Annotated in this window: 25 protein-coding genes; 17 read left to right on the top strand and 8 right to left on the bottom strand. The window is 37.6% G+C overall.

The window, feature by feature from the left end; translation table 11 throughout:
* On the top strand, positions 1-663 hold a 663-nt coding region (locus ILA26_RS01550), incomplete at its 5' end, for a type II secretion system F family protein (protein WP_292893277.1).
* Positions 663-845: a class III signal peptide-containing protein gene (locus ILA26_RS01545; RefSeq protein WP_292893274.1), complete on the top strand. Its 183-nt coding sequence runs from the start codon at positions 663-665 to the stop codon at positions 843-845. The genes ILA26_RS01550 and ILA26_RS01545, both read left to right, overlap by 1 nt.
* Positions 846-860: 15 nt before the next feature.
* Here ILA26_RS01545 and ILA26_RS01540 read toward each other — a convergent pair whose 3' ends face one another.
* Both ILA26_RS01540 and ILA26_RS01535 read right to left on the bottom strand, forming a co-directional pair.
* Entirely contained in the window at positions 861-1,427 is a 567-nt protein-coding gene (locus ILA26_RS01540; protein ID WP_292893271.1) for a TMEM175 family protein, read from the bottom strand.
* Complete coding sequence (locus ILA26_RS01535) at positions 1,417-2,001, bottom strand: TMEM175 family protein (protein WP_292893268.1); 585 nt, start codon at positions 1,999-2,001, stop codon at positions 1,417-1,419. Before ILA26_RS01535 ends, ILA26_RS01540 begins: the two co-directional genes overlap by 11 nt.
* A 49-nt stretch (positions 2,002-2,050) precedes the next feature.
* Here ILA26_RS01535 and ILA26_RS01530 point away from each other — a divergent pair, with 49 nt between their 5' ends.
* Positions 2,051-3,463: a lactaldehyde dehydrogenase gene (locus tag ILA26_RS01530; RefSeq protein ID WP_292893265.1), complete on the top strand. Its 1,413-nt coding sequence runs from the start codon at positions 2,051-2,053 to the stop codon at positions 3,461-3,463.
* Positions 3,464-3,514: 51 nt separating this feature from the next.
* Here the strand turns inward: ILA26_RS01530 and ILA26_RS01525 are convergent, their stop codons facing one another.
* The 3 genes from ILA26_RS01525 to ILA26_RS01515 all read right to left on the bottom strand — a co-directional run bounded on the left by ILA26_RS01525 (position 3,515) and on the right by ILA26_RS01515 (position 5,204).
* Positions 3,515-3,880: a hypothetical protein gene (locus ILA26_RS01525; RefSeq protein ID WP_292893262.1), complete on the bottom strand. Its 366-nt coding sequence runs from the start codon at positions 3,878-3,880 to the stop codon at positions 3,515-3,517.
* A gap of 16 nt (positions 3,881-3,896) precedes the next feature.
* A complete protein-coding gene (locus ILA26_RS01520; RefSeq protein WP_292893259.1) occupies positions 3,897-4,283 on the bottom strand; it encodes a hypothetical protein in 387 nt (128 codons plus the stop codon).
* Between the two features lie 198 nt (positions 4,284-4,481).
* On the bottom strand, positions 4,482-5,204 hold the full coding sequence (locus tag ILA26_RS01515) for a tRNA-binding protein (protein WP_292893256.1): 723 nt from the start codon (positions 5,202-5,204) through the stop codon (positions 4,482-4,484).
* A gap of 155 nt (positions 5,205-5,359) precedes the next feature.
* Between ILA26_RS01515 and ILA26_RS01510 the strand changes: the two genes are divergently transcribed.
* From ILA26_RS01510 to ILA26_RS01495, 4 genes are read left to right on the top strand one after another with little or no spacing between them, the layout of a single operon-like run.
* Positions 5,360-5,764, top strand: coding sequence for a PRC-barrel domain-containing protein (locus ILA26_RS01510; protein WP_292893253.1), 405 nt, complete (start codon positions 5,360-5,362; stop codon positions 5,762-5,764).
* A gap of 52 nt (positions 5,765-5,816) precedes the next feature.
* Entirely contained in the window at positions 5,817-6,581 is a 765-nt protein-coding gene (locus ILA26_RS01505; RefSeq protein ID WP_292893250.1) for an aspartate dehydrogenase, read from the top strand.
* Entirely contained in the window at positions 6,581-7,303 is a 723-nt protein-coding gene (locus tag ILA26_RS01500; protein ID WP_292893247.1) for a tRNA(His) guanylyltransferase Thg1 family protein, read from the top strand. Before ILA26_RS01505 ends, ILA26_RS01500 begins: the two co-directional genes overlap by 1 nt.
* Positions 7,300-7,989 (top strand): Mov34/MPN/PAD-1 family protein, encoded by a 690-nt coding sequence (locus ILA26_RS01495; protein WP_292893244.1) that lies wholly within the window; start codon positions 7,300-7,302, stop codon positions 7,987-7,989. The genes ILA26_RS01500 and ILA26_RS01495 overlap by 4 nt, the downstream gene beginning before the upstream one ends.
* Positions 7,990-8,016: 27 nt before the next feature.
* On the opposite strand, the gene serA is transcribed toward ILA26_RS01495, so the two are convergent.
* Positions 8,017-9,591, bottom strand: coding sequence for a phosphoglycerate dehydrogenase (gene serA, locus ILA26_RS01490; protein ID WP_292893241.1), 1,575 nt, complete (start codon positions 9,589-9,591; stop codon positions 8,017-8,019).
* Positions 9,592-9,773: 182 nt separating this feature from the next.
* Between serA and ILA26_RS01485 the strand changes: the two genes are divergently transcribed.
* On the top strand, positions 9,774-10,112 hold the full coding sequence (locus tag ILA26_RS01485) for a heavy metal-binding domain-containing protein (protein ID WP_292893237.1): 339 nt from the start codon (positions 9,774-9,776) through the stop codon (positions 10,110-10,112).
* Between the two features lie 5 nt (positions 10,113-10,117).
* Positions 10,118-10,912, top strand: a complete 795-nt coding sequence (locus ILA26_RS01480; protein ID WP_292893234.1) for a hypothetical protein — start codon at positions 10,118-10,120, stop codon at positions 10,910-10,912.
* Here ILA26_RS01480 and ILA26_RS01475 read toward each other — a convergent pair.
* Both ILA26_RS01475 and ILA26_RS01470 read right to left on the bottom strand, forming a co-directional pair.
* Entirely contained in the window at positions 10,909-11,295 is a 387-nt protein-coding gene (locus tag ILA26_RS01475) for a hypothetical protein (protein WP_292879021.1), read from the bottom strand. The genes ILA26_RS01480 and ILA26_RS01475 overlap by 4 nt on opposite strands.
* Positions 11,296-11,304: 9 nt before the next feature.
* Entirely contained in the window at positions 11,305-12,237 is a 933-nt protein-coding gene (locus tag ILA26_RS01470; protein ID WP_292893231.1) for a transcriptional regulator, read from the bottom strand.
* A gap of 57 nt (positions 12,238-12,294) precedes the next feature.
* Here ILA26_RS01470 and ILA26_RS01465 point away from each other — a divergent pair, with 57 nt between their 5' ends.
* The 8 genes from ILA26_RS01465 to ILA26_RS01430 all read left to right on the top strand — a co-directional run bounded on the left by ILA26_RS01465 (position 12,295) and on the right by ILA26_RS01430 (position 19,951).
* Positions 12,295-13,563 (top strand): tRNA(Ile)(2)-agmatinylcytidine synthase, encoded by a 1,269-nt coding sequence (locus ILA26_RS01465; protein WP_292893228.1) that lies wholly within the window; start codon positions 12,295-12,297, stop codon positions 13,561-13,563.
* 209 nt (positions 13,564-13,772) lie between these two features.
* Complete coding sequence (locus ILA26_RS01460) at positions 13,773-14,657, top strand: DUF3100 domain-containing protein (RefSeq protein ID WP_292893226.1); 885 nt, start codon at positions 13,773-13,775, stop codon at positions 14,655-14,657.
* Positions 14,657-15,145 (top strand): hypothetical protein, encoded by a 489-nt coding sequence (locus tag ILA26_RS01455; RefSeq protein ID WP_292893223.1) that lies wholly within the window; start codon positions 14,657-14,659, stop codon positions 15,143-15,145. Before ILA26_RS01460 ends, ILA26_RS01455 begins: the two co-directional genes overlap by 1 nt.
* A 140-nt stretch (positions 15,146-15,285) precedes the next feature.
* On the top strand, positions 15,286-16,185 hold the full coding sequence (locus ILA26_RS01450; RefSeq protein WP_292893221.1) for a DUF3100 domain-containing protein: 900 nt from the start codon (positions 15,286-15,288) through the stop codon (positions 16,183-16,185).
* Positions 16,186-16,677, top strand: coding sequence for a hypothetical protein (locus ILA26_RS01445; RefSeq protein ID WP_292893219.1), 492 nt, complete (start codon positions 16,186-16,188; stop codon positions 16,675-16,677).
* 82 nt (positions 16,678-16,759) lie between these two features.
* Positions 16,760-18,166 carry an MmgE/PrpD family protein gene (locus ILA26_RS01440; RefSeq protein WP_292893217.1) on the top strand — a complete coding sequence of 469 codons (1,407 nt, stop codon included), beginning with the start codon at positions 16,760-16,762 and terminating at the stop codon, positions 18,164-18,166.
* Between the two features lie 5 nt (positions 18,167-18,171).
* On the top strand, positions 18,172-19,074 hold the full coding sequence (locus ILA26_RS01435; protein WP_292893215.1) for a peptidase: 903 nt from the start codon (positions 18,172-18,174) through the stop codon (positions 19,072-19,074).
* 4 nt (positions 19,075-19,078) lie between these two features.
* Positions 19,079-19,951, top strand: coding sequence for a fumarate hydratase (locus tag ILA26_RS01430; protein ID WP_292893213.1), 873 nt, complete (start codon positions 19,079-19,081; stop codon positions 19,949-19,951).
* The last annotated feature ends 49 nt before the right edge of the window (positions 19,952-20,000 follow it).

Raw genomic sequence — 20,000 nt, 5'->3', positions numbered from 1 at the left:
GAGAAACGGGCTCAGGAAATAGAGCGGACTGCACCGGACTTCCTAAGGCAGCTTTCAAGCATGCTTCAGGTTGGTCTAAGCTTTGAAAACGCAATGGAGGATATGTCTAAGTATGGGGAGGGGCCGATGTATGATGAAATGCGCAGAACAATCATTGAAATAAGAATGGGTCGCAATTTCGATGAGGCGTGGCGTGCAATGTCCAAGCGACTTAAATCAAAGGAATTGGAACGGATTTTTGGAATAATACTTGATGGGCGCAAATCAGGTTCAAGCATTTCAAAGGTCTTATCTGATGTTTCCGATGACTTGAGGGACTTGATGGCGCTCAAGCGTGAGAGAAGGTCCTCTGTCATGATGTCTGTGATGTTTCTCGTAATATCTGCAGTTATTGCAACGCCTTTTTCAATAGGTATGGTGAGTGTTTATGCGGGATTCATGCAAAACTTCGGAATGGATTCGCAAATCATTCTGACAGCCCCTGTTGTTGGAGAGATTTATATGATAATCCATTCGGTTCTGGTAGGATTCATAATAAGTATTATCATGTACGGTGAAATAAAAAAGGGAATCAAGTATTCACTGCCTCTGGCAACAGTGTCATTTGGAATATTCTATTTCATTTCAACATTCGGTGGGTCTTTACTCATGGGGGGATTTTAATGGATAACAAGGGACAGGCCTCAGCGGAATTCATTCTGCTTTTCGGAGGAATATTTGTTGTGGTTCTGCTTGCGATTCACATGTACAACAGTTACATGAGTGATTTAAGCGGTGAAATATCGTCAAAAGAAGTGAATGAATTCAACACGGGGTTAAACTCATTGAAAAATTATTTCAAATAATTAAGGATAAAATCCCTAATTATGTATCATTTTTGGAATAATCCACATTGCAACGATTGAAAGCAGGCAACAAATGATTATTGCCGGAGGATATGTGAAATATCCAATTATCATTCCAATTATGGTTAAAACAATTGTCATTGCAAATATGTAGTCCTTTTCAAGTGCCAATTGAAGCGCAACGTTTCCCGGATCGGATTCCTTTAAAAACTTGGATATGAGTTTTGAGAGAATTGCAGTTACAATATAGCTTAATCCGTAAAGGAACTGCGGGAAAAATGCATAGAAGTTTTCAGCAACAAATGTTGTGAGGTAAGGCAACAATGAAAACACGAACAGTGTGATTCCCATTGTCCAGATGACCTTTGAATCAATCTTGTTCACTATGCTGAAAAGGTTGTTGTTGAAGTTCCAGAAGTTAAAGCACACGATGAAACTTATCGCATAGATTGCAAACTCATATTTCAACTCAAAGAGCGCTTCCCATGTTCCTGCTGATGCAAGAGGAATCTCAAGGACAATGATTGTAATGATGATTGCAAGGATCGCATCAATCAACGCTTCAAACCGTTCAGTTTTCATCTTCATCATCCTCCTTAACCAGTCTTCCTATTATAATCCACATCACAATGGAAATAAGGCAGCAGATGTAGATTCCAGGAACATATACTGTGTATGTCAATATAAAACCAATGATTAAAACAATTGAGGGCACATTCAACAGGTATGAGTCATTATTCAATGCTTTCAGTTTCTTGTTGTATGGGTTGCTTCTATAAATCGCCCTGTTTGCAAAGGTGGTTAGGATATGGGTGATTATAAACAGCAATCCGAACATGGTTTCAGCCGGAACGGAATAAACGTTATTAGCCAGCCATATTGTAAAGTAAGGCAATAATGAAATCACAAAGGTCATTATTCCATAAATCCACACGGTGGTGTTGTCTATATGGTCAACTACCTGGAACAGGTTGTGATTGGCATACCATATGTTGTATAAAATCATAAAGCTAATCAGATAAGCAATATAAATGCTTTGAAGCTCCAAAACACCTCCAAGTGTTGGTGTGGCAGGTTGGGGTATTTTCAAGACCAAAACAGTTATGATAATTGCAATGATTGCATCAAAAAATGTTTCAAATCTATTGGTTTCCATAAAATATTATTTATAATTTTTAATATAAAATATTAATTAAGGTGATAAAATGGACATGTTAATTGGTGGAAAACACATTTCTGGCGAAGATTTGGAGGAAGTGATTAATCCGTATACTGGCGAAGTGATTGATACCGTGCCTATTGCACATCTGCAAACCGCACAACTTGCAATTGATGAGGCAAACAATGCCAAAAGCAAACTGACCGAAATGTCAGCGTTTAAGGTATCCAATAAACTGTTCAATGTCGTTGGCAAACTTGAGGAAAGGCGTGAGGAGTTTGCAGAGCTATTGACATTGGAAGTGGGAAAGCCAATCAATGAGGCGCTGGTTGAAATTGACAGGTCAATCGAGACATTGAGGCTATCTGCTGAAGAGGCCAAAAGAATCTATGGCGAAAGCGTCCCTCTTGATGCAGGATTGAACGGAAAGGGATTCTTTGCATTCACCCAAAAGCTTCCTTTAGGTGTTGTTGCAGCCATAACTCCATTTAACTATCCATTGAACTTGACAATCCACAAGATTGCGCCTGCAATAGCATGCAAAAATACCGTAATCGTTAAACCTCCTACAGAAGCTCCATTAACTGTAATTAAGTTCTGTGAACTCTTGAATGAGGAGTTTCCGGATGGTGTGGTCAATGTAATCACAGGTTACGGCTCTGAAGTTGGGGATTATCTTGTAACCTCTCCGGAGGTCAACAAGATCTCATTTACCGGAAGCGTGACAACCGGAATGATGATTTCGCAGAAGGCAGGAATGAAGAATGTGACATTGGAGCTTGGCGGAAACGACCCTATGGTTGTTTTAAAGGATGCCGACATTGACAAGGCAGTGAAAGGTGTCATCAACGGTGCATTTCTCAATGCCGGACAGGTCTGCATGGGTGTTAAGAGGATAATCGTTGAGGATGAAATCGCCGATGAGTTTGCAGACAGGCTGGTTGCTGCAACCGAAAAGCTGGTGATGGGAAATCCAATGGATTCCAAAACAACACTTGGAACATTGATATCAGAAAACGCAGCAAGGCAAGTTGAGGAAACAGTAAACAATGCAGTTGAAGCGGGTGCAAAAATATTGACTGGTGGAAATCGTAATGGTGCATTTTATGAGGCTACCGTAATCGATAATGTGACTCCTGAAATGGATTTGGTTGTAAGGGAGACATTCGGTCCGGTTGCTCCGATAATTAGGGTAAATGGCTTGGATGAGGCCATTGAAGTTGCCAACGATACCGAATATGGACTTCAGGCAGGTGTTTTCACCTCAGACTATGCATCTGCAATGAGATGTGCTCAGGAAATTGAAGCTGGAACAGTTTTCATCAACAAGCAGTCAACATTCAGAACAGACAACATGCCGTTTGGAGGATTTAAAAACAGTGGTGTTGGAAAAGAAGGAATAAAATATGCTGTTGAGGAGATGACAAAGACAAAATTAATAGGATTGAATTTGAGGTGAATGCTAAAATAGTGACATTAATTCACTATTTCCTTTTTTTATATTGGCCGTTCAGTAACCTTTCACGCCAGGCATCAAAACTAATTTCATCATCAAATCTAATTCTTTTTTAATGGGAATTATTTTGTCGTCGACATCGTGTATGTCATCCATGAATCCATTGTTAAATCGTTCTTCATCAACGAAAATGTTAACATATAGCTTATGATATCCTTCACCAGTTATATCATTATGGGCTTGGAGCTCAAATTCTCCTTTTGGAAATTTGTGAAGTAAATGAGGTTCAGTTTCATTTAATAATGCAATTAATCCTTTGTTATTTTTTATAAAGTCACGAATCTCTTTAGGGTTTCTCATTCTATAAAATCTGTTTAATTTATTGAATTCTGTTTCAAATTCTTCATTTGTCAAGTTCATTGTTTTTCCCTCTGATTTATGTATATTTGTTTTTTAGATATTCTAAAGATTCTAGTCCCTTTTTCACATCCTCTTTTACTTTGGGTTGTATTGCTTTGAAATAATTGGAATCTTTTTCTTTCCAATCATAATCTGCAAATCCTCTTATTTCGATAAGATTTAATAATATTTGTCCAATATATTTCTCGGTAGGATTATTAGAGTTTATTAAAGTGCCACAAACTTTTCCATGAATTCCTCTTTTGGTGGTCAAATAAGTTTTTCCTTTAACTTCGACCAAATATTTTCTAGATTCTCCGAATAATGAATAATATTCTCTGTTAATTGCTGAGCGAATATGTGCCTCATCGTCTGTCTGGCTTAATTCGCAAGAAACATCATAAAATTCTTTAAAGTTATACATTGTTTTCACCATGTAAAATTGTTTTCATCAAGTAAAATTGCCCTTACATTATAATATTGCTTTTAAATAGAACTAATTTCACTTTATTTTTTAATTAACTAATTGTATGGCTAATTTAGAATATATAACTTTCTATATGGGTCTGGGTAAATATTGCAGTCAATATGCAAAAATAAAAAAAGAAAATAAATGTTGAACTTATTTTAAATAGTTCTCAACGAGGTTACGGGTTTCATTTAGGGATTCCATTGGTATGCCTTTTGGCATTTGGCCAAGTTCACCTTCAACATCCTTGAGGATGCTCCCGTTCATCCCTAAAAACATTCCTTCACTTACGATATCGCTGAATGCCTGTGGCGGAAGCAGTGAAACGCCCACCCTGTTGTCGTCCTTCACGTTCAGGTCATTTGTAACGACTGTGATTGCACGTTTTCCGAGGTTTACGTTACAAAGCATGAGGTTTTCGTTTTTTGGGTGTTTGGTCACGCTCATGACCTCTCCGACCTTGATATCAACTCCCATGATTGGGTCATTGATTGGGCCAAGTGCCAGCCTGTCTTTTAGGCCGATTATTGTGTCAAGGAAAAACCTGACCTTTGCAATGTTTTCCTGGGTCTTTTCCCTGTCTTCCTTAGGGGCGTTGCTGAGGAACTTCTTATTCCAGTCGTCTCCGCCTAAGTATTCAATAATCTTTTCTGCCTTTTCTCTTAAGGAAGCAACATCCGGAGAGTTCACCAATTCGTCTCCCTCTAAATAAGAATAAGTTAATGATTGAAAGTCACTGTTCATTTGCTTTCCTAAATCAACAGCCTGTTTTTTATTCCAACTTCCTCTGAATGAGGCAGTTGGAATGAGATTCAAATAATTTTCTCTTGCCTTGCTTGCCACTAAAATTCTATAATCTTTTGTTGTATCCCACATTTGAAATCCTCTTTAATGTCTAAATTATATTTTAATTTTATAATTTAATAAGTTTTTTGAAAAATAAGCCCATTTAAACTTAAAAAAACATAAACTATTTATATTAACAATAAAATAAATTTATACATATTTATTAATAATTATGTGGTGTAATCATGGTAGAAGTTTCAAAATTACGCAGTTTAGATATTTATACCAACACAGGACATTATGTTGGTCGTGTAGAAGACGTTATTCTTAATATTAGATTAGGAACTATTTCAAAATTACAAGTTAGGGCTATTGAACAACAACCAAAACCAGCAGGCATTTCTAGGTCATTTATTGACATGATTCGTGGAGAAGCTCCAGAAGAATCCAACATGAGATCCTTCCAAAGCGATTTATTAACTGTTGACTTTGATAAAGTTCAAGCTATTGGAGACATTATGTTAATTAACCCTAGGGATATGAAAAAAGTAACTCCTGAACCACAAATCCCTGAAACAACTGCTCCAAAACCAGAAACCCCACAACCACAAGTTGAAACTCAAAGTCAATTTGACGCTGAAAGATTATAGATAATCTTTCATAAATTCTTTTTTTTATAAACTTTTTTTTAGTGTGATTACTATGAAAGTAGGTATTATAGGCTGTGGAGCCATCGCTAACATCATTGTGACCAGTGTGGTTCCAGAAAAAAATGGTATTGACATTGCATACTTTTTTGATAAGGATATTGAAAGGGCTGAAAATCTAGCAAGTTTTGCTGATGGCGTCGCTGTGCTTGACTTTGATGACATGTTGGATGATGTTGACTTGATTTTGGAATGTGCCGCACCTGTTTCAGTAAGGGAATATGCGCCTAGGGTACTTGAAAAAGGAATTGACATGATTATCATGAGTATCGGTGCATTGATGGACACTAAATTTTATGGTGAAATGGAAAAGCTTGCAAAAGAGCATGGCGCCAAGATACACTTGCCTTCCGGAGCCATTGTAGGTTTGGACGGTATCAAGGCCGTTGCAAAATTTGGCCTTAAGGAAGTAAGTCTTGTTACCAGAAAATCTCCAAAATCCTTGGGAAAAGATATTGATACCGAAGAGGTGCTGTTTGAAGGAAAAGCATCTGAAGCGGTAAAGGAATTCCCATTGAACATTAATGTGGCAGCAACAATAAGTATTGCATGCCAAAGAGATATTGATGTTAAAATCATTGTGGATCCTAATGTTGACAGAAATGTCCATGAAATCACCGCTAAAGGGGATTTCGGCGAATTTAAGACAACCACTATGAACTATCCATGTGCAACCAATCCAAAAACAAGCATGTTGGCTGCACTTTCTGCAATCAGATTGCTCAAAAGTTTCAATGAAACCATTAGTGTGGGAATGTAATGAAAGAGTTTGAAGTTTATTCATCTTTAAAGGTTCCAAAAAACTCCAAAATTATCATCAGGTTGGATGGCAGGAGCTTTCATAAATTGGCTAGGGACCTGAACCTTGTCAAGCCATATGACGATAATTTTTACAAGGTCATGGCTGAAGTCTGTAAGGATTTGTTCAATGAGTTTTCAGCTAGATTTGTTTACACTTTTTCAGATGAGATAAGCTTACTTTTAGATAATGTTCCATTTGAGGGTAGGGTTGAAAAGATCAATTCCGTTGTGGCGAGTTTCACTGCCAGCTCATTTGTGATGCATTACGATACCGATTTTTCAAAGCCCCCTGCATTCGATTCAAGAATCATACCAATTTCCGATGATGATGTCCTGAAATATTTCAAGTGGAGACAGGACGAATCATGGAGAAACTGCGTCAACTCACATGGCATTTCCTACCTCAAATCAAAATACTCAAATAATGAAGCAAACGATAAAATAAATGGCTTGAAGTTGAATGAAATACATGAATTATTGTTCCAAAATGGCATTAACTTAAATGATATTGAAACTTACAAGAAAAGAGGAATAGGAATATACCGCAAATACAAAAGGGTAGTCGGTTTCAACAAAAAAGAAAACAGGGACCAGGTTTCATACAGAAGCTATGTCCATACCGACTGGGAATTGCCTAAATTCAGTGAGGATTTCCTTAAGGAAATTGGGGTGATAAAATGAGTTTTATTTCAAAACTGTTGGGAAATGATGATGAGGAGTTTCATGAGGTCAGAGTTGACAGGGAAGTCCTCGAATCTGTTATCTATTACTCCAAAAAGGCATATCCAAATGAATTTCTTGCATTTTTCGATGGTGAAATCAAGGACAAGATACTCTATATCACCAGCTTGATATTTCTTCCGGGGGAAACCTGCGAAACCGGAGCTGTTGTTCACACAGAATTGCTCCCTATGAACACCAAGTACTTGGGATCCGTACATTCACACCCTGGACCAAGCGCAAGTCCTTCCGATGCTGATTTGAGGACATTTTCAAGAAACGGATATTTCCACATGATAGTGTGCTTGCCTTATTCTCTAGAAACATTCAAGTCATATGACCGTTACGGGAACCATATTGATTACACAATTGGGGATTATGCATATCTCAATGAAAACAATCCCGATGACTTTTTTGATGAAAGTGATGTTCTAACAGATGATGATGAGTTCAAGCCAGGGTTTTTCGATGAGGATGACGATGAGTTCTTCAGGACTCTTGATGAACCTCATGTTGATCATTACTCAGAGTTTGAACGTCGAAATCAGGTAAATATAATGTCCAACACCCAAATGCCGGGTCATGTTATTAGGATTGAGTTAAATCCGGATGGTAGTGTTAAAAAAATAGAAAAAAGTAAAAAATAAAAAACAATTATGGTGAAAAATTGTTTTTTATAATTCTAATCCAATAGCTTCGTAAACATTGTCTAAAGCTTGGATTTCTTTAATTACGTCTTTTGGAATTTCTTTATCTAAGGTTAAGACCATAATAGCTCTTCCGCCTTTTTCGTCTCTTCCAACTTGCATGATTCCAATGTTGACGCCATGTTCGCCTAATTTTGTTCCGATTTTACCGATGCTTCCAGGCACATCTTCGTATTTTGCAATGAACATGTGTCCTTCAGGAATGACATCCACCCAGTAGCCGTTTACCTTCAAGATTCTTGCTTCGTGCAAGTGAGTACCTTCAGCTGCGAAGGTGTCGGTTTCACTTTTTGCGACTACTTTGATTAATGAGTCATATCCTTTAGCGTTGTCTTTTCTTCCTTCGGTAATGCTTATTCCTCTGTCTTTAGCAACGAGGGATGCGTTAACTGCATTAACTGGGGAACTTAAGAATGGGTTTACTGCACCTTGAATGACTGTTCTTGTCAAGATTTCAAGGTTGTCGATTTCAGCTAACTCTCCGCTGTAGACGATTTCGATTTCTTGGATTTTGCCGTTTACAGCTTGGGAGATGAAACTACCTAATTTTTCACATAATTCCATGTATGGGGCTAACTCTTGGTAAGTGTTGTTGTCGATACGTGGCATGTTCAATACGTTTTTAGGATTGTTTCCTTTAGCCAAGTCAATGATTTCATCAGCTACAATGATTGCAGCGTCTCTTTGTGCTTCTTTGGTTGAAGCAGCAATGTGAGGAGTTAAAACGATGTTGTCTAACTCGAATAATTTTGAGTCTTCTGCTGGTGGTTCTTCTTCGTATACGTCTAATGCTGCACCACCGATTTTGTTATTTACCAATGCGTCGTATAATGCGTCCTCATCAATGATTCCACCACGAGCACAGTTTACGATGAAAGCTCCGTCTTTCATTATTTCGAATTGTTCTGTGGAAATGGAATGTTTGGTTTCAGGAGTGAGAGGAACGTGGATTGTAATGAAATCTGAGTTTTTAAGCACAGTGTCTAAATCTGTTAATTCAACGCCCATTTGTTTTGCAACTTCTTCAGGTAAGTATGGGTCATATGCCATAGCGTCCATTCCAAATGCTTTGCATCTGTTAACCACTTGGGAACCGATTCTTCCCATACCGATTACACCGAGAGTTTTGTTTCTGAGTTCAACACCCATGAATTTTTTCTTTTCCCATTTTCCTTCTTTAACGGATTTGTCCGCAATGGATATTTTACGAGCCATGCTTAAGATTAATCCCATGGTGTGTTCAGCTACAGTAACGGAAGTGGATTCTGGTGAGTTAACTACCATGATACCCTTTTCGGTTGCAGCATCAAGATCTATGTTGTCTACTCCAACACCTGCTCTTGCGATAATCTGTAAGTTGTCTGCTTTTTCAATGATGTCTGCAGTTAATTTTGTCCTACTTCTTACAATGATTCCATTGTATTCGTGAATGGTATTTGCTAATTCTTCAGGAGTGATTGAGGTGTCCACGACAACTTCAGCTACTTCCTTTAAATTTTCAATACCTTTTTCGTTAATAGCATCAGCAATAAGTACTTTCATATTTTCACCATAATTTTACAATATTTTAATAATAAATATTAATTAAAATTATGTTTTTTATTATATTTAAAAGATATTACTAATGCCGATTTTATGCGATTGTTCGGAGTTTTAGGAAAAAACTATAATATAGTTAAGTATTTATAAATATCCTTGACAAAAAAATTAAATGGTGATAAACAATGGTATCAGTAAATGAATTCGCAATTTCAACAGCAAACGACATTCCAGGATTTAGAGTCGTGGAGACCAAAGGATTCATATATGGTTTAACCGTCAGAAGTAGGGGTGCCGGGGGTCAAATCGGTGCAGGAATCAAATCCATCTTCGGTGGGGAAATCAAACAATATGTGACTATGATGGAAGAGTCCCGTGACGAAGCATTACAAAGAGCAATAGGTCATGCAAAAGAATTAGGTGCTAATGGTATCATTGCAATCAGATTCGATTCAAATGAAATTTCAGATGTAATGCAAGAAATTTTGGTTTATGGTACTGCAGTTGTAGTTGAAAAAGAGTAGATAACATGTTTTTTGAGGACTTGTCATATAAGGAAAAGGAAATACCGCAGACAATATTAGGTTATGCTCCGTTCATGGCGGAGTTATATTTTGGACACAGGTCAAGATTATACTTGGATGATTTGTATAACAGTCCTCAAAATATCTCGGAAGTTATTATTGAGTCTTATAATCATGGTGTCAGGGCCATAAATCTTGTCAATGATGATAATTTACTTAAGGCATATGATTTGGCCGCTGATGCGGGTTGTGAGATGAAAGTAATTGCAACCATCGGAAAAAGTGATGTTGATTATCTCAATCCGAATTATGAGGTTGCAAAAGAGGTGGACTGGGATGAGGATATTGAACTGTTCTCTTCCTATGACTGTCCATTGATGCTCGTCGATGAGTTCATAACCGATGCATATGACTGGAGATTGACCTCCAAGATCTTAAGCAGAATCAACGATGCAGGATCATTGTCAGGTTTGGTGACTGCATTTCCATCAAGGACAACCGATTTGCTTAAAGACAACATTGACATGGATTTGTTTGACTTTTACATGATTCCATACAACAGCTTGTCTTACATGATGGACATCAGTGCATTCAACGCTTCACAAAGGCAGGAGTTCATCGATAAGGTGAAAGGTTTAAATAAAAAAATCATAGCCACCAGAATCATGGCGGCAGGTGTTTTGAAGCCAAAAGAGGCATTTACTTTTTATAAAAATGTTGATTTTGTAGATGCAATCTGCATGGGTGTGGCTAAGGTTGAGGAAGCCCGTGAGGACTTTGAATTATTGAAGGAATATTAAAGTTTAACAACTTCATATTCTTCAAATGGAATGTGGCCATCTTCTTTTAATGAATTGTTCAGGTCAGCCAGTCCATTGATTAAATCCTTAATGTTTTTGTTTGACGGTTTTTTGCCTGTGATTTGAAGGTATTGTCTAGGGCTTATTTCACATAGTTCGCAATCGAAATTGCAGCATCTGTTTTTTTCTTCGCATCCGTATCCTTCCTGTTCCTCGTCAGTTCCAATCACGATATCCTCAAGGATTCTGGATACTCTTTCGTCTGATGCAAACATGGCTATTTTTTGAGTTTTTCCGCATATTCCGATAGCTCTTTGACCTTTAAAATTGCAAACCCATTTTATAGGATGATTTTCCATATCAGTTATTTGTAAGTTTTCCATATTACCACACTAGTTTTCCTTTCTCTCTTTAATCATTTTCAATAATTCTTTTGAATTTTCAAATTCTTTCAGCTCCCAGGATTTGATTACCGGCACTGTTCCTATTGACTCTTTGATCTTTTCGTTGTTTATGATGAAAACAGGTTCGGATGTGGTAACCATTGATAAGTCCTTGAGAGGAATTGCCATTCTTTTTAAAGTCTTTTCACTTCTGTTCTTTTCAACATTCGCCATCAATGGTGAATGCTTGTCAGAACTTTTCATTTTAGCTACTGCATCGAATGGACTTTTATTGGTGGATATGACTCCATATCCAAGTTTAGATAAATCATTAACGTCATCGGTATACTTGATGTCTTCATTTTGTGGCTGTTTCAATAAATCAATATCGAGAGTTACCTTTGTATTTAGAATCTCTTCAAGAATCATTGCAGTTTCTGTATTGGCCCTCACGATTCCGTTTTCGTACTTGTACATTGTGGCACGTGAAACGTGAGCAAGATTTGCCAAATCCTTGAGTGACATTGAATATTCCTCACGATACTGTTTAATGACATTGCCGTCAATTTTCACGAAGTATCCTCCACGATCGGCGAGGATTTCAGGATATTCGTTGTATAAAATCATATTTTTCAAGGTTTCGAAGCCGATTGCCGGGATTTCGTATCTTTCATAGATTACTCCCTCTTCCAAAAAGCCGTTTCTGGATTTTTCACCGATTATTATTGGTGAGGCCAAGAATATATTTGCCAATTGCTTCATTTCATGAGCATTCTGTTCATTGATGCTGTCAATATTTAAGAATGTCTTTAAAAGCAATATCAATAGGTTTTTTCTTGCAACTATGTCAAAAGAACCTTGGTCATAAATGTCTGAGGTTTTAAAACCTTGTGATGTAAGTAAATTTTCAATGTTTTTTAACATTTGGCTTCGTGTTAACATGGTTATTGCCTCTTTGTTTAAAATATATATTCTTTTAACTTTAATATATTTTAGTAGGTGATTATGATTAACTGTTTACATATTGGAATAGATGACACTGATTCTCCTGACGGGATGTGCACAACATACCTTGCAAGTCAGATTGTTAATAAATTTAGGGATAATGGAATCGAATTGATTGGCCATCCTAGATTGATACGGTTAAATCCTTTTGCAAGGTTTAAAACTCGTGGAAACGGAGGGGTTGCCTTAAGGATACCCAATGACGATAAGGCCGGTCTTGCAAAGGAAATAGTTTTGGCCGAAGTTGAAAAGCTGTCAATGTTCGACTGCGACAACACCAATCCTGGTGTGATTTTCTATGATGGGGAAATCACAAGGGAAATGGAGGATTATGCGTTCAGGGCAATCTATGAATTCATTACAATTGATGAAGCGGAGGAATTCGGTAAATCTGTGGGATGTGAGATTCACAAGTTCAAGAAGGGTAGGGGAATTATTGGCTCCATTGCCTCCATCAGCTTGCCTTTGTCAGATTATACCTACGAATTGCTTGCATACAGGTCACCTGAAAACTTCGGAACCAAAAGGCAGATTGATTATGAGTCAGTCTATGAGATGGACAAGCAAACATTTCCGGATACCTTTGAAAATATTGACTATTCCGAGGATTACATTGCAATCGAGCCGAAAACACCATGTCCGGTATTGTATGGAATAAGATCAAACAATGTTGAGGCATTAAAAAAGGCCAAAAGCATAGTCAAGGTCAATGAAGAGATGAGTGACTGGTGCATTTTCAAGACAAACCAGCACACTGACATGCACATACAAAAGGCCTCCAACATCAGTTCCATGAAGCAATTCGGATGCTATGAGGTTACTGGTACAGTAAAGAACAAGCCTACAATTATTGACGGAGGACACATGTTCTTTTATATTGCAGATGAGTCTGGGGAGATTGAATGCGGAGCATATGAACCTACAAAGAATTTCAGAAGGACAGTTTCTCATTTGCGCCCTGGTGATGTGATTAGGGTTTATGGTGGAATCGGTGAGCAGAACACATTCAATATCGAGAAGTTTCAGGTCATTGAATTGAATGATGTTGAATATAAGAATCCAATTTGTGAATGTGGAAAAAGAATGACATCTGCAGGTAAAAACAAGGGATTCAAATGTAAAAAGTGTGGAAACAAGATAGAATCTGATGAAAAAGTTCCTATTAAAATTTCACGTTCTTTAAAAAATTCCCAATTTTATGAAACACCAGTCTCTGCAAGGAGACATTTATCAAAACCACTTTGTCGTATGGATTTTAAATAATCCAACTATTTTTAATTATTTATTTTTAATTTAACTAATTTTAAAAAAAATATTTAGTTCACTTTTTGTGTAATTTATGTTAATTTTTAGCCATTATTTTTCATATTATTAGAACTTTTGAGAACTAAATCATACTAATTTATATACTGCCTGTTTGAGAGAATAGATTACCTCAAATTTTTTCATACAATGTTGTAGAGGCTATTATTATGAATAAAGATAAAAGTATACATGATTCAAATCATCCGTACCGTGAAAAGACGGATAAGCGTATCTTAAAGAAAAATCCATGGAAGGACTATGGATTGCACGTGACAGTTCTTGTTTTGGTAATCATTGCTGAAATGATTGGGCCGATTCAAATTAAACTCATAAATGGCATAGAGGTTTCAATAATGCCGTTATTATATACAATGGCTTTGGGATTGATTTTTTACTTGGCAAAACCGATTAAATGGATTCAAAGAAAGCAGGCACGTATTGCAGAGGGTGCAATGATGCTTTTCATTGGTGTTTTGATTGCAAAGTTGGCGGTGTCCAGCGGACAATCCATGCACTTGCTGTTTGAGATGGGTCCCGCATTGATGCTTCAGGAATTGGGGCATCTGGCGACAATCTTCATTGCGCTTCCGGTTGCATTGCTCTTGGGATTTAAACGTGAAAGCATAGGCATGACAAATTCAATAGGTCGTGAACCTGAAGTTGCGGTGATTGTCGATAAGTACGGTTTCAATTCTCCGGAATCTCGAGGAATATTTGCCCTGTTTGTCGTTGGAACCATAATAGGTACTGTGTTCATCAGCTTCCTAACCAGCATTTCAGTTTCACTATTGCCTTTGCATCCTTTTGCATTTGCAATGGCGTGTGGTGTTGGAAGTGCAAGCATGAATGCCGCATCATTGGGTCCCACTCTTGCGGCATTTCCTGGATTGGAAACTCAAATTGAGGCATTTGCAGGGTTTAGTAATTTGCTTTCATTTTCAATAAGCATCTATATTGTGATTTTTGTGGCGGTGCCTTTGACAGAAAAGTTGTACTATTGGCTGGAGCCTAAAATCGGCAGAAAAGCAATCATTGAGGAAGGTGAGGGATGATGGTTGATTTCATTGACGGATCTGAAAACATCACTGTTCATGGGGTATTCAATTGGATACTGCTTTTGTCAATATTCTCAATTATCACTGTAATTGGGAATTTTATTGGCTATGATCATCCCATTGGAGATTCCTTGGTTGGAATGGGAATTCTATCAGTGATAACGTTGGTAGGCGTCTGGATGGAACGCAGGATTCCATTTAACATTTCGTCCATCATATACATAAGTGCAATTGGAATAATTCTTGCATTTCCCGGCATGCCGACATCTGAAATCGTTTCATATTATGTGTCCAAAGTGGAACTTTTATCTGTTGTCACAGTATTCCTTGCCTATGTTGGTATTGGGATGGGTAAAAGCTGGAACGAGTTTAAAACACTTGGACCAAGGGCAATAATTGTCACCATGCTTGTTATTGCATCTACCTATCTTGGATCTGCTTTTGTGGCTCATGTAATCTTGGTTATGACTGGAGTTCCAGCATAACTTTTTTCTTATTTTGTGAAAATTATTACTTATTTTCATTCACATTTGGTGAATTTTTCAAAATTAAATGCTATTAATTTATATATAATGTTTTGAGAAAATAATAAATATAGTATATATTTTTATATTATTGATACTACTTGGGGTGGATTCTTATTCCTGATGGAAAGCCAGACGGTCATGTTGAACACATTTATAGGGAAAAGACGGATAAGCGTATTTTGAAGAAAAATCCGTGGAGAGACTACAGATTACATATTACTGTTCTTATTTTGGTAGTTATTGCTGAATTGATTGGAACAATAAGCATTCCAATCACTAAGGATGTTGCAATCACTATAATGCCTTTAATCTATACAATTATTTTAGGTCTTGTGTTCTATTTGGCTAAACCGATCAAATGGATTCAAAGGAAACAGGCCCGTATCGCTGAAGGTGCAATGATGCTTTTCATTGGTGTTTTGATTGCAAAGTTGGCGGTTTCAAGTGGTCAATCAATAGGATTAATTTTTGACATGGGTCCTGCTTTAATTTTACAGGAATTAGGACACTTGGCTACAATTTTAGTGCTTCCTATTGCATTGCTTTTAGGATTCAAGAAAGAGGCTGTCGGTATGACAAACTCCATCGGTAGGGAGCCAAACGTTGCTGTGGTTGTTGATAAGTATGGTTTTAACTCTCCTGAATCAAGAGGAGTGTTTGCAATATTCATTATCGGTACTGTAATCGGTACAATATTTATCAGTTTCCTCGTTACATTCTCATTGTCAGTTCTTCCTTTACACCCATATGCATTTGCAATGGCAAGTGGTGTGGGAAGTGCAAGTATGAATGCAGCTGCTATCGGTCCGACCCTTGCGGCGTTTCCAGGAATGGAAACCCAAATTGAAGCATTTGCAGGATTCAGTAATTTACTTTCATTCTGTGTCGGAATCTACATTGTGATATTCGTGGCACTTCCATTGACTGAAAAAATGTATAACTGGTTGGAACCTAAAATTGGAAGGGAATCCATAATGCCTAAAAAGGAGGATGATTAGATGCCTGACTTGATTGACGGATCTGAAAACGTAACAGTTCATGGTATTTTCAATTGGATTATATTGCTTGTGATATTCTCAATCATTACAGTCATCGGTAATTACTTAGGTTATCATCATCCTATGGAAGGTTCACTGGTTGGTATGGCAATACTGTCCATAATAACTCTTGCTGGAGTATGGATGGAAAGGTATCTTCCTTTAAACGTTTCTTCAATTCTCTATATCAGTGTAATTGGTATTATATTGGCATTTCCAGGCATGCCTACATCAGAATTCGTTCTTCATTACGTTTCACAAGTGGAGCTTTTAGCTATTGTAACCGTATTTTTAGCATATGTGGGTATTGGAATGGGTAAAAGTTGGGATGAATTCAAGGCTTTAGGTTGGAGAGCTATTGTCATCACTGTTTTAGTCATTGCAACTACTTATTATGGTGCAGCAATCGTCGCACATATCGTATTGGTTTTAACTGGTGTTCCGGCTGTATGATTAGTTGAGCTGGAAAATTGTTTCAACCATTAACTTAACTATTTTAATACTACTTTTTACATATACTATTATTAGGTGTTTTATGTTTTTACAGAATATTTCTAAATTTATTTCTAACTATCGCTATGAACAGGCTACTGTAGAATCCATTACAACAACTAAAGCGGCATTTTTGGACTTTTTTGGAGTAACCTACAGGGGGATGCTCGAAAGCGCTTCACAAATAGCCTTAAATACAGTTGAGGAAATATTTTCAAAAAGCACTAATCAGAATTTAAATGCATCCATTATCGGTGCAGGCATTAAAACAGATGTTTTGAACGCTGCCTTTGTCAATGGTGTTGCAGCTCATGTATTGGAATTGGATGACGGTCACAGGGGAGCCCAGATTCATTTGGGTGCAGTAATATTTCCGACCGCATTGGCAATATCTGAAGCATATGAATTGAGTGGAAAGGAATTCATTGAGGGGGTCATTGTCGGTTATGAGGTTGGAATTCTTTTAGGAAAGATGGTTAATCCATATCATAGGAACAAGGGTTTCCACACAACAGGAACCATCGGAACATTTATTGCAGGTGCTGTGGCTTCTAAATTACTGAAATTGGATGAAGGACAAATTCTAAATGCATTGGGTCTGTGCGGCACTCAGGCAGCAGGTCTTCTCGAATCGGACCATGGCGGATCAATGGGTAAAGCATTGCATGCTGGAAAGGCAGTGTATAATGGTGTTTTATCAGCATTTCTAGCACGAAACGGTTTTACTGGTAGTGAAACTATTTTTGAAGGCAAGGAAGGATTTTTAAAGACCATGGTTTTTGATGATGATTATGATGTTGACGACTTTTCCGTGGAGGATGCATTGAAGAATGTCGGCAAGGTAAGAGTTAGGGACATTTACTTTAAGAAATATCCCTTCTGCAGACATATTCACTCTTCAATAGATACTGCATTAAAGCTAAAGGCGAGTATTGGGGATGAATACGACCACATTGAAAACGTGGCGGTCAAGACATATTCCGTAGCTGCAGAACACAATAATTTCAATCCTAAAAACCTGGAGGAATTGAAACAGAGTCTGCCTTATGCGGTGGCAATTTCCCTAGTCATGGGAGAGGTAAGCGTTGATGAAATTAATCAACTGATGGAATTTGGTCTTTTGGAGAACTATTCAAGTGTCGATAAGGTAAAAAGCATCAAAAATCTTGTAAACAACATGATTGTCCTTTCAGATGATAAGTTAAATGAGTTATATCCTGACAAGAGACCGTCCAACGTGATAATCAAGCTGGATAAAACATTTAGAAATGGAGTATTTCAAAATATTACAGTACTTCCAAAAGGGGATTTTGAAAATCCGTTCCAATTGAGGGAGCTTATTGACAAGTTCAAGGGATTAAATCCTCATTATGACATTAACAATTTAACAGTTATAGATTCATTAGAAGATTATTCAATGAAATATGTTGTTCGTAAATTAAATGAGTAGATATTATGGAAAACACAAAAAAATTCCTTAAAAAGATAGGTATTGAAGAGGTTTCAAAGGATTTCACCTCCTCAAAAAGATTTGGTGACGGCGGACAGTACCGTTTTGAAGTTCCAGGAATCCAATCACCTAAAACAATGAAAGCATTATTGAATGCAGCTCGTGAAAATGACATTTTTATTCATCGCGTAACTCAAACCAAGGGGATAATGATGCTGACTGATGAGGAAATAGGTGAAATGGTCGATTTGGCTAAGGAATATTCTTGTGAGCTGTTCCTGTCAGTCGGTCCAAGAGCAACATATGACACTTCCGCAACAGTGCATACAAAAGAGGGAAGCAGGATTGGATATCGTCTAAGAGGTTACGATAATCTGGTATATGCCATCGAAGATGTAAAAAGGGCCTGCAGATTGGGAGTTAGAGGAATACTGCTTTATGATGAAGGTTTACTTTGGGCTTTATGTCAGATGAGGGAAGATGGTGAGATTCCAAACAATGTTCACTTTAAGCTATCTGCTCATGCAGGACATTCTAACCCAGCATCCGCAAAACTATTGGAAAGTGTCGGTTTGAATTCCCTAAATCCTGTTCGTGACTTGCAGATACCTATGATTGCAGCAATTAGGTCATCAACTGACATGTCATTGGACCTGCACACTGAAAACCCTAAATCCACAGGAGGATTCATCAGGCATTACGAGGTTCCTGATTTTATTCGTGTTGCGGCTCCGGTTTATCTTAAAACTGGAGGATCGGTTGCGGCCAATCACAATTGGGATACAACAGAAGCAGAGGCAATAGCTCGCATCAAACAGGTAAAACTTGTCAAGAGGATGATTGATGAATATTATCCTGATGCAGTTGCATCTCCAGACAAGTCTGATGATTTAGCAATTCCAGAGTGATTTTATGGATATTCTAGAAGATGTTTCAAATGTCATTATAAGAGCATCAACCACTCTATCAAAAGATAAGTGTAAAGCTTTAAAAAACGCCATCTCCATTGAAGATAATGATAATGCCAGATGGGCATTGGAGATGATTTTAAAAAATTATCAGGTGGCTCAGGAGACCAGATTTCCATTGTGTGACGATACGGGAATTCCCCATGTGATAATCGAATTGGGTCATGAAAGGGAAATAACTGGTGAGCTCTTGAATCAGATTCATGAAGGAATTTATTTGGGATTAAACAAACTTCCTGCAAGGCCTATGGCCGTTAAGGGTGACCCTGTTGAAAGGATTGAGCAAAGTCAAGGCTTATATGAAAAGCCAGGAATGTTAAGGCCGGCGTCAATTCTTGTGGATACTGCCAATGATGATTCCACATATAAACGTGAAATTTCTGAAGATACTCTTAATGTTCATTTCCTTCTTGAAGGGGGAGGTCCTGAGATACGATCAAAGACATTCCGAGTTTACCATAAGCGTTCCTTCGACAATGTGATAGGGACTGCCTGCGAATGGCTTGAATCTTCCCTTGGGATGTTGGGATGCACCCCGTCAATTCCGTCAATCGGGATAGGCAGAACCCATTATGAGGCTACAGCACTGTTGCTTAAGTCAATTGCATACGGTAGTCTGGACAATCAGTCAGAGCATGAAAGGGAAATTACCGCTCGTTTGAATCGAACTGAAATTGGTCCGTTAGGTTTTGGAGGCAAGACTACTGTTTTGGGATGCTATCTGAATATAGGCAATCAAAGGGCCAGCGGAATAAGGGTAGTATCAGTTAGACCGTCATGCTTTGTCGAGCCACGTGTGGCAACTCTAAATTTGTAAAGTTTATATATTTTTAATATTAATTTTTAATTAAAGATTAAAGGTTGGA

The organism is Methanobrevibacter sp., assembly GCF_017940815.1.
Taxonomy (GTDB): domain Archaea; phylum Methanobacteriota; class Methanobacteria; order Methanobacteriales; family Methanobacteriaceae; genus Methanocatella.
Note: the sequence above shows the minus strand (reverse complement) of the source record. Positions and strands in the feature narration are given on the sequence as shown.

Bases quoted from the DNA above. Each gene is read 5' to 3' on its own strand.
- ILA26_RS01545 (WP_292893274.1), top strand. From the start codon at position 663: ATGGATAACAAGGGACAGGCCTCAGCGGAATTCATTCTGCTTTTCGGA.
- ILA26_RS01540 (WP_292893271.1), bottom strand. From the start codon at position 1,427: ATGAAAACTGAACGGTTTGAAGCGTTGATTGATGCGATCCTTGCAATC.
- ILA26_RS01535 (WP_292893268.1), bottom strand. From the start codon at position 2,001: ATGGAAACCAATAGATTTGAAACATTTTTTGATGCAATCATTGCAATT.
- ILA26_RS01530 (WP_292893265.1), top strand. From the start codon at position 2,051: ATGGACATGTTAATTGGTGGAAAACACATTTCTGGCGAAGATTTGGAG.
- ILA26_RS01525 (WP_292893262.1), bottom strand. From the start codon at position 3,880: ATGAACTTGACAAATGAAGAATTTGAAACAGAATTCAATAAATTAAAC.
- ILA26_RS01520 (WP_292893259.1), bottom strand. From the start codon at position 4,283: ATGTATAACTTTAAAGAATTTTATGATGTTTCTTGCGAATTAAGCCAG.
- ILA26_RS01515 (WP_292893256.1), bottom strand. From the start codon at position 5,204: ATGTGGGATACAACAAAAGATTATAGAATTTTAGTGGCAAGCAAGGCA.
- ILA26_RS01510 (WP_292893253.1), top strand. From the start codon at position 5,360: ATGGTAGAAGTTTCAAAATTACGCAGTTTAGATATTTATACCAACACA.
- ILA26_RS01505 (WP_292893250.1), top strand. From the start codon at position 5,817: ATGAAAGTAGGTATTATAGGCTGTGGAGCCATCGCTAACATCATTGTG.
- ILA26_RS01500 (WP_292893247.1), top strand. From the start codon at position 6,581: ATGAAAGAGTTTGAAGTTTATTCATCTTTAAAGGTTCCAAAAAACTCC.
- ILA26_RS01495 (WP_292893244.1), top strand. From the start codon at position 7,300: ATGAGTTTTATTTCAAAACTGTTGGGAAATGATGATGAGGAGTTTCAT.
- serA (WP_292893241.1), bottom strand. From the start codon at position 9,591: ATGAAAGTACTTATTGCTGATGCTATTAACGAAAAAGGTATTGAAAAT.
- ILA26_RS01485 (WP_292893237.1), top strand. From the start codon at position 9,774: ATGGTATCAGTAAATGAATTCGCAATTTCAACAGCAAACGACATTCCA.
- ILA26_RS01480 (WP_292893234.1), top strand. From the start codon at position 10,118: ATGTTTTTTGAGGACTTGTCATATAAGGAAAAGGAAATACCGCAGACA.
- ILA26_RS01475 (WP_292879021.1), bottom strand. From the start codon at position 11,295: ATGGAAAACTTACAAATAACTGATATGGAAAATCATCCTATAAAATGG.
- ILA26_RS01470 (WP_292893231.1), bottom strand. From the start codon at position 12,237: ATGTTAACACGAAGCCAAATGTTAAAAAACATTGAAAATTTACTTACA.
- ILA26_RS01460 (WP_292893226.1), top strand. From the start codon at position 13,773: ATGAATAAAGATAAAAGTATACATGATTCAAATCATCCGTACCGTGAA.
- ILA26_RS01455 (WP_292893223.1), top strand. From the start codon at position 14,657: ATGGTTGATTTCATTGACGGATCTGAAAACATCACTGTTCATGGGGTA.
- ILA26_RS01445 (WP_292893219.1), top strand. From the start codon at position 16,186: ATGCCTGACTTGATTGACGGATCTGAAAACGTAACAGTTCATGGTATT.
- ILA26_RS01440 (WP_292893217.1), top strand. From the start codon at position 16,760: ATGTTTTTACAGAATATTTCTAAATTTATTTCTAACTATCGCTATGAA.
- ILA26_RS01435 (WP_292893215.1), top strand. From the start codon at position 18,172: ATGGAAAACACAAAAAAATTCCTTAAAAAGATAGGTATTGAAGAGGTT.
- ILA26_RS01430 (WP_292893213.1), top strand. From the start codon at position 19,079: ATGGATATTCTAGAAGATGTTTCAAATGTCATTATAAGAGCATCAACC.